The organism is Bradyrhizobium sp. B025, assembly GCF_042257955.1.
Lineage (GTDB): Bacteria > Pseudomonadota > Alphaproteobacteria > Rhizobiales > Xanthobacteraceae > Bradyrhizobium > Bradyrhizobium diazoefficiens.
On record NZ_CP170150.1, the window covers coordinates 4,011,551 to 4,026,571 of the forward strand.

Annotated in this window: 20 protein-coding genes; 13 read left to right on the forward strand and 7 right to left on the reverse strand. The window is 65.6% G+C overall.

Going from position 1 to position 15,021, the window contains the following annotated elements; translation table 11 throughout:
• Positions 1-360 precede the first annotated feature (360 nt).
• A complete protein-coding gene (locus ACE10W_RS18465; protein ID WP_271557244.1) occupies positions 361-1,362 on the reverse strand; it encodes a hypothetical protein in 1,002 nt (333 codons plus the stop codon).
• 274 nt (positions 1,363-1,636) lie between these two features.
• Here ACE10W_RS18465 and ACE10W_RS18470 point away from each other — a divergent pair, with 274 nt between their 5' ends.
• Positions 1,637-2,290, forward strand: coding sequence for a L,D-transpeptidase (locus tag ACE10W_RS18470; RefSeq protein ID WP_011086992.1), 654 nt, complete (start codon positions 1,637-1,639; stop codon positions 2,288-2,290).
• Positions 2,291-2,330: 40 nt separating this feature from the next.
• Here ACE10W_RS18470 and ACE10W_RS18475 read toward each other — a convergent pair whose 3' ends face one another.
• Together ACE10W_RS18475 and ACE10W_RS18480 are read right to left on the reverse strand one after the other, a co-directional pair.
• Entirely contained in the window at positions 2,331-2,765 is a 435-nt protein-coding gene (locus ACE10W_RS18475) for a hypothetical protein (protein ID WP_271557245.1), read from the reverse strand.
• Positions 2,766-2,884: 119 nt separating this feature from the next.
• The gene (locus tag ACE10W_RS18480; RefSeq protein WP_011086994.1) at positions 2,885-3,349 is read right to left on the reverse strand and encodes a MarR family winged helix-turn-helix transcriptional regulator; all 465 of its coding nucleotides are present in this window, start codon (positions 3,347-3,349) and stop codon (positions 2,885-2,887) included.
• Between the two features lie 103 nt (positions 3,350-3,452).
• Between ACE10W_RS18480 and ACE10W_RS18485 the strand changes: the two genes are divergently transcribed.
• From ACE10W_RS18485 to ACE10W_RS18505, 5 genes are all read left to right on the forward strand, one after another.
• Entirely contained in the window at positions 3,453-5,375 is a 1,923-nt protein-coding gene (locus ACE10W_RS18485; RefSeq protein WP_271557246.1) for an FAD-binding monooxygenase, read from the forward strand.
• A 145-nt stretch (positions 5,376-5,520) separates the two neighbouring features.
• Complete coding sequence (locus ACE10W_RS18490; protein WP_271557247.1) at positions 5,521-6,510, forward strand: SH3 domain-containing protein; 990 nt, start codon at positions 5,521-5,523, stop codon at positions 6,508-6,510.
• Between the two features lie 162 nt (positions 6,511-6,672).
• Complete coding sequence (locus tag ACE10W_RS18495) at positions 6,673-6,951, forward strand: hypothetical protein (RefSeq protein WP_028171192.1); 279 nt, start codon at positions 6,673-6,675, stop codon at positions 6,949-6,951.
• A gap of 229 nt (positions 6,952-7,180) precedes the next feature.
• On the forward strand, positions 7,181-7,348 hold the full coding sequence (locus tag ACE10W_RS18500) for a hypothetical protein (protein WP_178372734.1): 168 nt from the start codon (positions 7,181-7,183) through the stop codon (positions 7,346-7,348).
• A 72-nt stretch (positions 7,349-7,420) separates the two neighbouring features.
• The gene (locus ACE10W_RS18505) at positions 7,421-7,741 is read left to right on the forward strand and encodes a hypothetical protein (protein WP_011086999.1); all 321 of its coding nucleotides are present in this window, start codon (positions 7,421-7,423) and stop codon (positions 7,739-7,741) included.
• A 21-nt stretch (positions 7,742-7,762) separates the two neighbouring features.
• Here ACE10W_RS18505 and ACE10W_RS18510 read toward each other — a convergent pair whose 3' ends face one another.
• The 3 genes from ACE10W_RS18510 to ACE10W_RS18520 all read right to left on the reverse strand — a co-directional run bounded on the left by ACE10W_RS18510 (position 7,763) and on the right by ACE10W_RS18520 (position 9,556).
• Positions 7,763-8,332 (reverse strand): TetR/AcrR family transcriptional regulator, encoded by a 570-nt coding sequence (locus ACE10W_RS18510; protein ID WP_271557248.1) that lies wholly within the window; start codon positions 8,330-8,332, stop codon positions 7,763-7,765.
• On the reverse strand, positions 8,332-8,676 hold the full coding sequence (locus ACE10W_RS18515) for a multidrug efflux SMR transporter (RefSeq protein ID WP_271557249.1): 345 nt from the start codon (positions 8,674-8,676) through the stop codon (positions 8,332-8,334). The genes ACE10W_RS18510 and ACE10W_RS18515 overlap by 1 nt, the downstream gene beginning before the upstream one ends.
• A gap of 214 nt (positions 8,677-8,890) precedes the next feature.
• On the reverse strand, positions 8,891-9,556 hold the full coding sequence (locus ACE10W_RS18520; protein WP_375762662.1) for an O-methyltransferase: 666 nt from the start codon (positions 9,554-9,556) through the stop codon (positions 8,891-8,893).
• A gap of 97 nt (positions 9,557-9,653) precedes the next feature.
• On the opposite strand from ACE10W_RS18520, the gene ACE10W_RS18525 reads away from it, so the two are divergent.
• The 3 genes from ACE10W_RS18525 (at position 9,654) to pdxY (ending at position 11,980) form a co-directional block, all read left to right on the forward strand.
• Entirely contained in the window at positions 9,654-10,298 is a 645-nt protein-coding gene (locus tag ACE10W_RS18525) for a TetR family transcriptional regulator (RefSeq protein WP_161535098.1), read from the forward strand.
• Positions 10,299-10,390: 92 nt separating this feature from the next.
• Positions 10,391-11,032, forward strand: coding sequence for an FMN-binding negative transcriptional regulator (locus tag ACE10W_RS18530; RefSeq protein WP_271557251.1), 642 nt, complete (start codon positions 10,391-10,393; stop codon positions 11,030-11,032).
• Positions 11,033-11,167: 135 nt separating this feature from the next.
• Entirely contained in the window at positions 11,168-11,980 is an 813-nt protein-coding gene (pdxY, locus tag ACE10W_RS18535) for a pyridoxal kinase (RefSeq protein ID WP_271557252.1), read from the forward strand.
• Positions 11,981-11,984: 4 nt separating this feature from the next.
• Here the strand turns inward: pdxY and ACE10W_RS18540 are convergent, their stop codons facing one another.
• Positions 11,985-13,271, reverse strand: a complete 1,287-nt coding sequence (locus tag ACE10W_RS18540; RefSeq protein WP_271557253.1) for a hypothetical protein — start codon at positions 13,269-13,271, stop codon at positions 11,985-11,987.
• Positions 13,272-13,600: 329 nt separating this feature from the next.
• Between ACE10W_RS18540 and ACE10W_RS18545 the strand changes: the two genes are divergently transcribed.
• The 4 genes from ACE10W_RS18545 to ACE10W_RS18560 all read left to right on the forward strand — a co-directional run bounded on the left by ACE10W_RS18545 (position 13,601) and on the right by ACE10W_RS18560 (position 14,998).
• Positions 13,601-13,765: a Flp family type IVb pilin gene (locus tag ACE10W_RS18545; protein ID WP_202633019.1), complete on the forward strand. Its 165-nt coding sequence runs from the start codon at positions 13,601-13,603 to the stop codon at positions 13,763-13,765.
• Positions 13,766-13,928: 163 nt separating this feature from the next.
• A complete protein-coding gene (locus ACE10W_RS18550; protein ID WP_028171201.1) occupies positions 13,929-14,132 on the forward strand; it encodes a hypothetical protein in 204 nt (67 codons plus the stop codon).
• Positions 14,133-14,303: 171 nt separating this feature from the next.
• On the forward strand, positions 14,304-14,552 hold the full coding sequence (locus tag ACE10W_RS18555) for a hypothetical protein (RefSeq protein ID WP_271557254.1): 249 nt from the start codon (positions 14,304-14,306) through the stop codon (positions 14,550-14,552).
• Between the two features lie 299 nt (positions 14,553-14,851).
• Positions 14,852-14,998, forward strand: a complete 147-nt coding sequence (locus ACE10W_RS18560; RefSeq protein ID WP_171901264.1) for a hypothetical protein — start codon at positions 14,852-14,854, stop codon at positions 14,996-14,998.
• The last annotated feature ends 23 nt before the right edge of the window (positions 14,999-15,021 follow it).

Sequence of the window (15,021 nt, forward strand, 5' to 3'; positions counted from 1 at the left end):
TAAGATTTTATTAAATATGTCAGCGTGATCATGAGGCATGGAATTGCAACAGAACCGGGCTCCGGGAACCGGCAGTTGCAAGAGAAGGCCGTCGGCATAGATCCCGACGGCCTTTTCTCTCTTGGCCTATTCGTTTGTCGTAAGACGATCGAAGCATCGATCTCCGTAGTCGCCCGGACTCAACGCATCGCATCGAGTCGGACAGCTTGCAGCGACGTTGCGTGACCGATGCTGTGCGATCGCCCGGCGTTGGTCTAGAGCCTTTCCCGTTCCGATGGAATCGGAACGGGAAAGGCTCTAGATTCTTGTTTTGACGCGTTTTCTTTACGCGAACGGGTATCCACTTCGCTCGCAAACGCTCTAGCGCAGCGGCATTGGCGGACGCACGACGGGTCCATCGTCATCGGCAACGGCTTGTGTCGTGGCGGCCGGCGCGACCGGCGGTGGGACCGCGGCAGCCTGTGACGGCGGCGGCGGAGACGCGACCGGTGCGGGCGAATACGCCGGCATGTAGGTCTGCGTCACGGCCGGCTTCGGCTTGCGAACCGGTGGAGCCGGAGGCCGCGGCGGTAGCGCGGAAACGCGCGCGCGTGGATCGACCGGCATCGTCGCAGCCATCGGCTTCGGTGCGGACGGCTTCGCCATCTCGCGCGCCATCTGCTCCTGTCCGGCCTTCAACTCGGCGATGTTGGCCTTGAGTTGCTCGATCTGCTGGGCCATCGCGGCAAGATCCCGCGTCATCGATTGCACCGACTGAGCTGTTTCGGACGGCGCTGCTGCGGGCACGGCCGCAGACGCCGACTGAGTCGCTGCCGGCGTCGGGGATTGGTCGGCTGTTTGATCGGTTGCAGCTTCCGCCGCGGGCGGGGCGGACTGCGCAGCGGCGACCGGCGCCGTCTGTGACGTCGAAGGCATCAGCGACGCCAATACGGGTTTCCAGTCGGCGAGCATTTGCCTCGCCACGTCGCCGTGCCTCTCCCAGGCGATGGTGGCAGCCGCGCTGCCGCCCGCGAACAGAAACGTGAGGAAGGCGCCGCGCAGCCATTTGCCGGCGGAGGATCGCTTCTGCCGGCCGTGACCATCGCCGGCGGTTACGCGCACCGCGGTGTCGACCGAGGGCGCCGCCGGCTGCGGCTCCACAACAGGGCTGAACTTCGGCTCCGGATTGATTCTGGGCCCGGGCGCGAATTTCGGCTCCGGACGCGGCGTGATGTCAGGCGCCAGCGCGGGGGCAGCGCCGACGGGGCGCGAGGCCAGCACGATATCCGGCGAGATCTGAACCGCGTCGTGCGGATCGTTGTCCTTGACCGTGTCCTTCACGATCTCATCGACGATTTGCTTGCTGTTCAGCATCGCGAGCATCGCAGCTCCTTTGAAGCCTTCGTCGTCCGCATTGGCGCGAGCCGATCTGTTGAGGTGAGCCCCATCCCAAGTCTGATGACGCACGAGTCCAGCCGGGTTTGACCAAAGCAAGGCGAGGGGATGGAGATGATGCGACGGTCTTCTGCCGTTTGTGGTGATGGAACTCCGCCGGAAAAACACGCGGACGTGTTCCGCATTGCCTTGTTTTCAGCACGATTTGGGCAATATCTGACGCTGCTGGGGGTGCTGCTATCCGCTATCGGGGGGGCCGGCGGTGCCAAGATCTGTTCTCGCTCTTTTCGTTGTTGCCATGCTGCCGCTCGGCGGCTGCATGCAGACGACGCTTTCGCCATCCACGGATGCGAGCATGACGCCGCGCGACCGGCAGTTGCTCGCGCATACGCCATACGCTCAGGCGAACGTGCCCGAGCAATATCTCCGTCATATCGTCGATTACCAGCGCAAGGAGCAGCCGGGCACGATCCTGGTCGATACCGATGCGCGCTACCTCTATTTCGTGCTGCCCGAGGGCAAGGCGATCCGCTACGGCGTCGCGGTCGGCGAGGAGGCCATGGCCTTCTCGGGCGTCGCGCGCGTCGGCCGCCTGGCGGAATGGCCCGATTGGGTTCCGACAGCGGACATTCAGGCACGGCTTGGGCCGTATCCGGCGCGCGTCGCCGGCGGTCCCGCCAATCCGCTGGGCGCACGCGGCATCTATCTCTTTGTCGGCAACAAGGACACGCTCTACCGCATCCACGGCACCAACCAGCCCGAATATATCGGGCAGGCGATCTCGTCAGGCTGTATCCGGATGCGCAACGAGGACGTGATCGATCTCTACGACCGGGTGAAGCTCAATTCGATGGTCGTGGTGCTGCCGCCCGGGCAGAACGCGCAGGTCGAGACGGGCACGCGCTGGCGCGGGTGACCAGCGCGTCGCGGCGCTGATCGGAGCTGCCGCTCGGGCCCTACTCCCCGGGCCGTGCGATGCGCCATTGCAGCGTCGTGGCGTTGCCGTTGGCATCGCCCGGCGCCTTGTCGGCGGGTGACGTGTAGAGGGGGCGATAGCGGTATGCCCACATCCTGCTGCCGTCGTTGCGGCTGATCACGGTGAAGTCGCCGACGGCCTTGGCGTCGGCCGTTGCGGCAAGCGGAACCCAGCTTTCGGCGCACTTGCCGTTGCAGTTCGACGTCCTGCCGGTGGTGTCGCGCTCGTAATAGTAGAGCGTCATGCCCTTGGGATCGACGAGCTTGGGACCCTGCTTGGTGATGACCACCTTCGCCGGCGCGGTCGTCGCCTCGGGCTTGGGCGGAGGAGGGGTATCGCCGCCGCCATGGCCGTTTGCGAGCGCATGGCCGGTCGAGAGCGCAATGGCCGCGGCCGCAATGAGGAACCTGAACATCCGAAACTCCCGAACGGCAAAGTTAATCGCGCGTTAAGCGCCGAATGGGGCTGACGGTAGCAGCCGAAGGTTAGTTCCTGGTTTCGCGGCGCTGCGACAATTACGGGCATGAATGCGGCTTAGGCCTGCACATCGCGGAGCGGGGCGCGGCTGAGCTCGTTGCCGGCAGCGATCGCCTTGCGCATCAGACGCATCAGCTCCTCGCCTTCCCTGGCGCTGAGGCCGCGCAGCATGATGCGCTGTGCGGACTCGACCGCCGGCGTGATCTTGCGCAGCGTGCGCCGGCCTTCGTCGGTGACCTCGAGCTCGCGGGCGCGGCGGTCGCGGCTCGAGGCGCGGCGCTCCGCCAGCCCCTTCTGCACGAGGCGATCGATCACGCCGGTGATGGTGGTGCGGTCATAGGCGATCAACCCTGCGAGCGTCACCTGGTCGAGCCCCGGATTGGCCTTGATGGTCGCGAGCGCGGCGTATTGCACCGGCGTGAGGTCGAAGCCGGCATCCCCGACCTCGGCCAGGAAGACCGCGACCGCGATCTGCTGGAAGCGGCGCGCCAGATGACCGGGCATGTCGTTGTTGTCTTTCACCGAATTCTCCTGAGGTCACAGGGAGGGCGGGATCCGTTGACAAGTATACTGATAGTCAGCATACTGAGCAATATCGAAGAAGACGTTGACGGGAGAGGTGCTCATGCAATTCCATCTCAATGGATTTCAGCCGGGCGACCCTGAAATCGCCGATCCCGCTGAACGCGTTCAGGCCCCCGGTGCAGCGGGCGGCGTGCCCGACGAGGTCGACGTCCTCATCGTCGGCTGTGGGCCCGCAGGCCTGACGCTCGCGGCCCAGCTTGCCCAATTTCCTGACATCAAGACCTGCATCGTCGAGCAGAAGCCGGGCCGGCTGTCGGTCGGCCAGGCCGACGGCATCGCCTGCCGCACCATGGAGATGTTCCACGCTTTTGGCTTTAGCGAGCGCGTGCTGAAGGAAGCCTATTGGGTCAACGAGACGACGTTCTGGAAGCCGGACGAACGGCGGCCCGAGACCATCGTCCGCAGCGGCCGGGTGCAGGACGTGGAGGACGGGCTGTCGGAATTCCCGCACGTTATCCTCAACCAGGCGCGCATCCATGACGGCTTTCTCGACGTCATGCGCAAATCGCCGGCCAAGCTCGAGCCCTATTACAGCCGCCGCTTGCTCGACCTCCAGGTCGATCCGGCCGCGGGGCCTGCCGACCATGCCGTGACCGTGCGCCTCGAACGCGTCGACGCCGAAAACGAGGGCAAGGTCGAGACGATCAGGGCGCGCTATGTCGTCGGCTGCGACGGCGCGCGCAGCACCGTGCGCAAGTCGATCGGCCGCGAACTGCACGGCGATTCCGCCAACCACGCCTGGGGCGTGATGGACGTGCTGGCGGTGACCGATTTTCCGGACATCCGCTTCAAGGCCCTGATCCAGTCGGCGAAGGACGGCAGCCTGCTGATCATTCCGCGCGAAGGCGGCTACATGGTGCGCATCTATGTCGAGCTCGCCAAGCTCGACGTCGGCGAGCGCGTCGCCAGCCGCAACATCACCGCCGATGACGTGATCGCCAAGGCGCAGCGGATCCTGAAACCGCATACGCTTGACGTGAGGGAGATCGCCTGGTGGTCGGTCTACGAGATCGGCCAGCGCCTGACCGACAAGTTCGACGACGTGCCGGAAGCCGAGACCGCGACCCGCCTGCCGCGCATCTTCATCGCCGGCGATGCCTGCCATACCCACAGCCCGAAGGCGGGGCAGGGTATGAACGTCTCGATGCAGGATGCCTTCAATCTCGGCTGGAAGCTCGCCGCCGTGCTCCGCAAACAGAGTGCGCCAAGCCTGCTGCATTCCTATTCGGCGGAGCGCCAGGCCGTCGCGAAAGAGCTGATCGACTTCGACCGCGAATGGTCGGGGATTCTGGCCTCTGCGGCCAAGGCCGGTGGCGCCGATGCCGCCATGACGCAGGACTATTTTGTCCGGCACGGCCGCTATACGGCCGGCACCGCGACGCATTACACGCCCTCGGTCCTCACGGGGGCTTTGTCCCATCAGCATCTTGCGGAAGGCCTCGTGATCGGCAAGCGCTTCCATTCCGCGCCGGTGATCCGGCTGGCGGACGCAAAGCCCGTTCATCTCGGCCACGCGGCGCAGGCCGACGGACGCTTCCGCATCTATGCATTTTCCGGCGCGGAGAATCCGGCGGCGGCCGGCTCCGCCATTCGTGCATTGTGCAATTTTCTCACCGAGGCAGGGGAATCGCCGGTGAGACGATATACCCCGGGAGGCGCCGACATCGACGCCGTGATCGATCTGCGCGCGGTGTTTCAGCAAGATCATCGCGAGCTTGCGATCGAGGCGATGCCACCGCTGCTGCTGCCGCGCAAAGGCCGCTACGGTTTGCTCGACTACGAAAAGATGTTCTGTCCGGATCTCAAGAGCGGTCACGACGTGTTTGCGATGCGCGGCATCGATCGGAGCGCCGGCTGCATGGTCGTGGTGCGGCCGGATCAATACGTCGCGAACGTGCTGCCGCTCGACGATCTTGCCGGGCTCGCGTCGTACTTTGACGGGCTCATGCTGCCGGTGAACTGACGTTCGCCGCGTTGCGCTCCTCGTGCCGATGAACGGCGGATGAATATTGAACTCCGCGCGCATTCAATCTTTCGGCTGATGCGGCAGCTCTAGGAGGAACGCTCGTTCCTCCTGCGCGTTCCGACTCGCAGAGGAGGAATACGCCATGAGACTCAGAAGCATCTTGGTTGCAGCGTTGCTGCTCGCCCCGACGGCCGCGCTGGCCGCGCCGGGCATCGTCACCGTCTCGACCGGCTTGCGCGCCGGGCCGGGCTCGGGATTCCCCGTGGTCGATCGCATCCCCGAGGGCGCCCGCGTCAACATCCACGGCTGCCTGCGCGGCAATGCCTGGTGCGACGTGAGCTTCTCCGACGATCGCGGCTGGGTGTCGTCGCAATATCTCGAATATCTCTACCGCAATCACTATGTCTATCTCCCCGACTATGTCGACGAGATCGACGTGCCCGTCGTGCCCTTCGTGCTGAGCTCGTACTGGTCGAGCTATTATCAGGGGCGACCCTGGTATCGCCGCCATGCCTACTGGAATAATTACTGGAGCTCGCACGAGCGCTTCGCGACGCGGATGACGATTGATCCGAGTGCGGCCCGTATCGGCCGTGCGGCGACGCGCGATGCGGCGATCGCACTGGGGCGCAATGGCGCGAATGCGAAGGGCGCCGCCGCGATCTCCGGACGCGATGCCGTGACGGCACGGCATGACGCAGCTATCGCCAAGCGCGACGCTGCGGTTGCGGCCGACCGGACTCGCGTCGGGCGAAGCGATCGCCTGGTGAATGCGCGGACGACGGTGCAGCAGAACCGCAACCCGCGCGATGCGCAGGCGCGCATGATGCACGAGCATGCGGCGAGCCGTGCCGCAACGCGCGCGCAGCCGATAACGCATGCGCAGCCGATGGCGCGTGCTCATGAAGCTCCGCGCGTGTCCGCCGCGCCTGCGGCCCGGCCCGCGATGCCGCATGTAGCGCAGCCGAACGTCAGCCATGGCGCGCCGATGAATGCCCATGCGCAGATGCCGGCGCCGCGCGCGGCAGCACCTGCGATGCCGCATCCGGGCGGCGGTGCTCAGCACATCAATGCCGCCCCGCGTGGTGGCGCGCCGGCCGGTGGTCCCGGTGGCGGTCACGAGAAGCACTAACGTCATTGCGAAAGCCCGGCCCTCGCGCCGGGCTTTCTGTTAGTCGGGTTCCCTGCGCGTACAATTTAAGAAAGTTCTTCGCGGGCAGATTTCATCGATCGTAATATGTCTACCCAAAGCTGTAAGCATCCACTCGGGGCAGCGGGGCACGGGAGGATGACGATGAGACAGAGCCAGGCGGAGACGCGCCGCCAAAATGTCGCGAAGCGGTCCATGACGAAAGAGGTCAAGCAGTTGACCGGCTTGATCGCAACACTGCGCGAGTCGCTCGAAAGCATCCACAAGCAGCGGGCGAACGCCAAACTCTCCGGCGCCGAGATGGGTCTTCTCGACGAACGGCGCAACAATCTGCTGCTTACGATCGCGGCCCTGGACGATCGCCTGTCGGCGGTGCAGGGACTGATCGATCTCGGCCGTCCGCACATCATCCGCGTCCATTAGCGGAGTTCGGAGGTGGCGCGATCGGTTCCGTTGCCGATGTGACGGGCCGGCCCCCAGTTGCCGAACGCGGCACGCGTTCGATCCGGTCACCCGGCTGCGGGTGCGCCGGTGCAATGCTGCCTGCGGACGGCACCAAATTGCCATGCTCCCGGCGAATTGCCGCCAAAGCCCGCTGCCACGAGGGAGCGGGTGCAGGGGCAACGCAAGGGGACACGCATTGGCCTACAAAATGATCGCAGAACGCGACAACGAGAAGTACAGTTTCGCCCGCGAGAGCCGCCTGCTCATCGTGGCGAAGGCAAGGGTGTGGGCGAGCGAGGGGTGGCGGGTCGTCATTACCGATCAGGACGGCAAGGCCTACGCGCCGCCCGAATTCGATCAATTGCTGGCGGCGTGACCGCAAGACTGGGCTAGGGGACGACATTTGACTTCGCACTTTCGGCCAGGGCGCGACCTGATCGCGCCCCTGATGATTCTCGCAGCCGCCGCCGCACTGACGGCGACGGTCGCTTCCGCTCAAAATCTCGATGCCGGCAAGTCGGCCGAAAAGCTGTTTGCCGATGGTTGCGCGACCTGCCACCGGAGCCCGCGCGGTCTTGCCAAGGGGCGCTTCAGCCTGACGCTGTCATGGTTCCTGAAGGACCACTACGCAACCAGCTCTGACTCCGCCAAGGCGCTCGCCGCGTATCTGGAGTCCGTCGATGCGCCGCCACCGCGAGCCGCGGCCAAGCCCGGCGCAAAATCCTCCCGATCCGCGCCGCGTCCGCCCAAGCCAGTGACAAGCCAGTAGCCAGCGCCGACAAAAAGGTCGCTATCCGCGCCGATAGGTCTGCGCGATCAGCCGGCCGTGCACGGCGCGCAGCTCGGCGTTCATGCGCGTCTGTCCGGTCGTGACATAGGACAGCCAGGCGCCGTCGGCGGCGAGGCGCACGACATGGAGCTCCGGCGTGCCGTCGGTCGCGCGATGCCGCTTCAGGCGTGCCTTCATCCAGTCGTTCCAGAGCCGGCGCAGTGACGGATCGGTGACGACCACCATGCTCAGCGCCGCCCAGGGCGTGGTGAAGCCGAACGCCTTGCCGATGAACACCGCATTGACATAGGCGCGCGTAAAGCTGCCGCGCGGCTTGGGATCGGTTTCGATTGCGGCGTCGATCTCGGCATCGACGCGGGCGAGCAGATCGGCGAACAGGCCCTCGATCAGCGCCTGCTTGCTGCCGAAGTGATGAAACAGGCCGCCCTTGGTGACGCCGGCCGCCGCCGCCACGGCCTGCACCGTGATGCCGGAGACGCCATGGTCCGTGGCAATGGCCGCAGCGTGGTCGAGCAGGGCGCGCCGCACCTGCTCGGGCTGCTTGGCGCGGCTATAGGCGCTGGCCGGCATCAGTGCACCGTCGTCTCCGAGAACAGGTTGATGATGACGACGCCGGATACGATCAACCCGATGCCGACGAACGCCGCGGCGTCGAGCATCTGGCGGAACAGCACGAAGGAGACGGTGGCGGTCAGGATGATGCCGACCCCGCCCCAGATCGCATAGGCGATGCTCAGGGGGATCACCCGGATCGCGACCGACAGCGCGTAGAACGAGGCGACGTAGAACAGGACCATGGCGAGCGTCGGCCACGGCCGCGTGAACTGTGCGGATTGCTGCAGGAAGGCGGACGCGATGACCTCGGAGATGATGGCGAGGGCAAGCGCGGTGTAGGCATTGAAGGCGGAGGTCATGGCGGGCTCGGGCGTAGCGCAGGAAAGATACCGCGCGGTAGGTATGTTTAGCACGTGGAACATCGCTCTTGCCGGTAGCTGCTATCACATGTGAGTGACGAGGGTGCGACACGGACGCGGACGTGATGTTCCGCGGTCTGTCGCCGATGACGCGAAGCCGCCGCGCGATGAATCGCGCAGCGGCTCAATGGCATCGCGGCGGCTCGACGTGGCGTCAGTTGATCCGCACGGAGAGTTCGACATCCTCGGCAAAGGCCGTGGAGATGTAGCCGCTGCCGGGCATGCGCACGCGCGCGAGATAGTCGGGGCTGTCGTCGGCATTGTCGGCGACGATGATCGCGCCCGGCTTGAGATGGCCCTCGACCAGATCCAGGATCTCAGGGTAGAGCGCCTTGGCGCTGTCGAGCAGCACGAGATCGATCGTGTCAGGGAGATCGGCCTTGAGCGTCTTCAGCGCATCCCCTTCGCGGATTTCGACGAGATCGAGCAGCCCGCCGGCCGAGAGGTTGTCGCGTGCCCGCGCTGCCTTGGACGGCTCGAACTCGCTGGTGATGAGACGGCCGCCGCCATTGTCGCGCAGGCCCGCGGCGAGGTGCAGGGTCGAGATGCCGAAGGAGGTGCCGAACTCGACGATCGTTCTGGCGCGGGAGCTGCGCGCCAGCATGTAGAGCAGGGCGCCGGTCTCGCGGGATACCGCGAGCGGGACGTCCTTCAGGCGTCCGTAGAGGTCGGCGTAATCGGTCTTGCTTCGCATCATCCGCGCCCGGTCGGCGTCGGACAAATCGGCGACGGCTGCGAGCGTTGCGCCCCGTGTTGCCTCGGCCTCGAGGAACAGGCGGTCCAGCAGCGGCGCAAGCGATGTGATGGTTGGGGTGGTCATTCGTTGCCTCCAGGGTTCGCGAAGAAGCGCGTGCTTGCGCGAAGACTGAAATACGACTAATTCGTCGCATTTCCTATTCGCATTCCCCAGGCGCGCCATGGCCGATCGTCGAAGCCGTTCAATTTCCTCGCGAAAGCAGCCGCAACAGGCCCGCTCCACGGGGCTTGTGGCGGCCATTCTGGATGCGGCTGTTCAGGTCCTGGCGAAGGAGGGCGCGCAGCGTTTCACGACGGCGCGGGTGGCCGAGCGGGCCGGGGTGAGCGTCGGATCGCTCTATCAATATTTTCCGAACAAGGCGGCGATCCTGTTCCGCCTCCAGAGCGACGAGTGGCAACGCACGAGCGAGCTCTTGCGCGGCATCCTCGCCGACCGGACGAAGCCGCCATCGGCGCGGCTGCGCGCGCTGGTCCACGCTTTCATTCGCTCCGAGTGCGAGGAGGCTGCGATCCGCACGGCGCTCAGCGACGCCGCGCCGCTCTATCGCGATGCGCCCGAGGCACACGATGCGCGGGCCGCCGGCAAGGGCATCGTCGCGGCCTTCATGCGGGAGGCGCTGCCCAAGACATCGGATGCGACGCGCGCTCTCGCCGGCGAACTGATCACGACGACGCTGAGCGAGGTCGGCAAGCGCTTCTCGGAGACGCCGCGCAGCGCGGCGGAGATCGCGCGCCATGCCGAGGGGCTCGCCGACATGTTCTGCGCCTATCTCGGCGAGCTGGCACGGCGCCGAGATCATTCCTGACATCCGCGTTTGCACCCCAATATCGTTTCGGATTTCGCCGGATGACGAGGTAGCCTCGCAACATCTTTCGTCCAGCCATCGAGCGCCGCGCCATGCATGTCCTCCGTCCCCAATTCCGCATCGAGGAGCAGCGCGCGCTGGAATTCGCTGGGCAGCGCGGCTTCGGCGTGATCGTTGCGGCGGATGAGCGCGGCCCGCGCGCCTCGCACGTGCCGTTCGTGCTGGATCAGCGCGACGGGCAAGTCATCGTGCAGATGCATCTCACCGCAAAGAATCCGCTCGTGCCGCTCGCGGACGGTACCAGGCGTTTCCTGCTGATCGTTGCCGGCGACGATGCCTACATCTCCAACGACTGGTATTCCTCGCGCGACAACGTCTCGACCTGGCTCTACGAGGCGGTGCACCTGTCAGGCGTGGCGCGTCTGCGCGGGCTCGACGAGAACCGCGGGCACGGCGATGCGCTGCTCGCGGTCGCCGAGGCGCGGTTGCCGAAGCAGCCCTGGGACCTCGCGCAGATGGAGCCGGACAAGCGCGAGAGCATGTTGGCTGCGATCCGCGTCATCGATCTCGTGGTGGACCAAATCGAGGGGCAGGCCAAGCTTAACCAGCACAAGAGCGATGCGGACCATGTCGCGGTCTCCGACCACCTGGCGAGGTCGGAGGAGACCGGGCACCGGCGGCTGGCGCGGAAGATGCAGGAGCTGCGGCCGGAGCTTGGGTATGAGAGGCCCTAGACTTGTCGCCCGGATGGAGTGCAGCGAAATCCGGGGGGCTAACCGCGCGGCGCCAGTCCCGGGTTACGCTGCGCTCCATCCGGGCTGCGCTTGCTACCCTTGCCTCGCTCGGCATTTAACCTTACGGACCGCCCCATGCTCGTCATCTCCATTCAAAGCCAGGTGGTCCACGGCCATGTCGGCAACAGCGCGGCCGCCTATGCCATGCAGGCGGAGGGCGTGAACGTCGCGGCGGTGCCGACGACGTTGCTGTCGAACCATCCACGCTATCCGAGCCTGCGCGGGCGGGTGCTGGAGACCGAGCTCGTCGCCGATCTCCTGAAAGGCGTGGAGGAGCGCGATCTCGTCGACGAGGCCGCGGTGCTCGTCACCGGCTATCTCGGTTCGCCCGGCAATGCCGCCGTTGTCGCCGATTTCGTCGAGCGCGCCTTGAACCGCAATTCCAAGCTCGTCTATCTCTGCGATCCCGTGATCGGGGATGACGGCCGCGTCTATGTCGCCGACGGCATTCTGGACGTGGTGCGGCACCGCCTGCTGCCGGCGGCGAACCTGACCACGCCGAACCAGTTCGAGCTCGAGCTGCTCTCGGGCATCACGATCGCGGACGCGCTGGACTTGCGCGCGGCGTGCGTGGCGCTGGCGGGGACCGGCCGCATCGACGTCGTCGCCACCGGTTGCACACTCGCGGATACGCCGGACGGGCAGGTGGAGACGATCCTCTGCGCCGACGGGCAATTGTCGCGCTTTGCGACGCCGCGCCTGTCGATCCGCCCCTATGGCACCGGCGATCTCCTCTCCGGCCTGATCGCGGCGCATCTCGCCAAGGGAAAGGCGATGGAGGCGGCGGTGCGGCTCGCGGTCGAGACCATCTTTGCCGTGCTGGTGCGTACGCAGGAAGCGGGATCAGCCGAGATGCGTCTCGTGCCGCTGCCGACGCGGAAGCCGTAACGGTTCAGGTCGCCCGCTTGCCGGCCGATTGCGCCGACTTCTGCGGCTTCGCCTTCTCACGCGCGGCCTGTGCCTTTGGCGGCTTGGCGCTGGCCATAGCCCGCATCTTCTTCGGCCTGGCGTTGGCGGCTTCCCTGCGGTCCGCCGAGCCGCGCTTCGATACATATTCCGCGCCGTCGACCGGGCCGACATGTGGCGGATCGCGGCCGAGATAGGGCCTGCCGATGCCGAGCGCCTTGCCGTTGGCATCGACCCATTTCCACAGCACCTCGGTCGAGACCCAGCGCTGCGCGCGGTTGTTGCCGGCGGTCGAGACGATGTCGGCGGCCATGCCGTGGCCGTAGCCGCCGCGCGTGCTGCCGCCATGATAGGAGCGGTCTGAGGCGGCCTTCAGGCCGCTCGCGATCGACTGGCGATAGTCGTCGCGAAACGCGCTGGTGATCCCCGGCGAGAGGCCGGCGGCTTCCGCCGCGAGCAGCGTGCGGAACAGCTTGCGCTTAAAACTCTTGTCCATGCCGCCGATGACGTAATCCATCATCGTCATGCCGGCGTGCTCGGCCGCCTTCGGATCCTTCCAGCCGAAGTCCTCGTCGACCAGCTTCGTGAAGCTGCGCATCACCGTGACCATCTTGCCCCTGCGCTTGACGGTGACGGCGCGGCGCTCCTCGACCTTGATCGAATCCTCCTTGGGAGTGCGCTGGTAGAGCGCCCAGAGATAGCGGTCGATGCAGGCATCCATCACGAAGCATTCGTCGAGCACGGCGACGGTGTCGGCGGACGGCGAGGCCTTGCTCTCGGTTGCGGCCGGCCCGGTCGCGATCGCCGCGGGCGACAGCGCGTCGGTCGCCACGATCTCGGTGGGATCGGCGGATGCGAGCTTGACGGGCTCCTGCACCGGTACGGCCTCGCTGACGACGGGCGCCGGCTCGGGCAAGATCTGCGGCGCGGGCGGCGTGCTCGGCAAGATCAGCGCGGGATCGGCCGAAGCGAGCTTGATGGCGGGGGCGGGCACTTCGAGCACTGCTGCTTCAGCGCTTGCCGGCTCGGGGGCTTGAGCCACCGCTGCGGCGATGTCGGCGGTCAGCGCGATGCCATCTTCGATGGTCGCAGCGCGCGGGACGTCGGCGAGGTCGAGGCGGCCGAGATCCTTTGCGCGTGAGACGGTGGCTGCATTGGCGCCGCTGTTCTCGATGAGGGCAGGGGCATAGGCGGACAGAGAGAGCGCCAGCCAGCCGGCCATGACGGCCGAGGGGCATGCGACTGCCACCAGAAGAGACCGCCGATCGTCCATGATCCCTGCCTCCAAACGGTTCTGTTCGAACGCGTCTCGTCGAACAGTCTTGCACAGAAAGGCACGCAGCGCGTCGATTGTTCGGAGGACGGTGTGGCGGCGCAATGGCGCAAATGGCTTGGAACGGGCTTTTCGAGCAGGTGTTGCGAAGATGCAACGCGGGTTCCCTTGCGGTTCCGGGGCTTTGGAGCAGGAAAAAGGCCTGCAAATGCTGCTTTCATTGTCGTCAAATTGAGCCGGCTGAATTCACTCAATCTTGGATTGCGGTCTGGCATTCCTCTCGCACCGGTAACGTCCGGTATTCGCTGGGAAGGACACGAGCTTTGAAATTGAAATGCCTGTTGGCCGACTTTGCCGCCGATGAATCCGGCGCCACCGCGATCGAATACGGCCTGATCGCAGCGGGGATCGCGCTTGCGATCATCGAGATCATCTACGCGCTCGGCACCAATCTCGTTGCGAAGCTGCAAGCGCTGGCGACCGCGTTGAAATAAGTTATCCGTCATGCTGACGCGCGAGGCGTGCGGCGTCCGGCCCGCGCTTCGTGACGATCATGATGCGCCCCCTCTGACAGGGCCGGGTAGGCTCGTCTGTGCGCATCGTCTGGACGCGGTGTTTTCGCTGCAACCTTGCGGCAGCTTGCGCGTTGGTGCGGCCATGACGCATTCCTCGCTTCGTCCCATGGACGCCTTCGACCCCACCGAGCCCGCCATCCTGCACGATCTTCTCTCCGACAGGATCATCACCTGGACCGCCGAACAGGCGGATGATTATCGGCGGGCCAGCCGGCCGCGCGACGATGGAACCGTGGCCTGGAAGGCCTATGTCTTCGACGGCTGGGGCAATGTGCTCGGTGGCTGAGCAGCGCCTATAAAGGCGCCATGTCGCGGCCGGCGGGGATTCGGCCAAGGCCTTGTGCGCATTAAACATATCGCCATGCGCCAAGCGCGTTGTTGCAATGCGGCGGTGTATGTCGCAATGCAGCAAATCAGGTTTAGATGTGCTCCGAAACTTCCTCCTGGAGCATCATCAATGAACAAGAAGACTCTGTCGATCGCAATCGCTGCCCTGACTCTTGCGGGCTCGACTGCCACCTTCGCCGCCGAGCTGCCGGCCTATGAGGCCAACGGTTTCCCGGTCTCCCCGTTGCAGGTTCGCGTGCTCGGTGCCGCGCATGTCGAGCAGCAGGCCTCGGCGCCCGCCACCAGCGTGACGGCGCTTCAGGCCAGCGTTCTGTCGCCGCGCAAGGTGAAGACCGCGACCGTGGGCAGCGCCCGCTAAGCTTCATGCGACAGGCACGGTGCGTGCGCATCGTGCCGCTGTCGCGTGCATGAATTCGCAACCGTCGGGTTTCAGAATTTTCCGCGTCACGTTGGAACCGCGCTCCTGCATGAGCGCGGTTTTTCTTTGCGTGCGCGGATCGAGAAGCCGGCGCCGCAAAAGAATCGCGCGATGGTTCATTGTGTACGGCGGTTCAAGACGAGTGTGATCTCCTTAATACTTGTTTCGGAGATCGCGGCGCCTGATGCGCGCGCCGCATATTGAGCGGCCAATTCTGGAATCATACTGGAGGCCGTTTCATGCCGGTTGCGCAAAAAGCCGTTGTTGCCAGCACCTCGCCGCGTGAGTTTATCATCAGGCATCTCGCGCTGTTCGCGGCCGCCGCGCTGTTCGTGTTCGTGCTGAGCCTGACCTACGGCCTCGATCTCAGCCCCGGGTTTTTCTGATAGTCGCGATTTGGCGACACCCC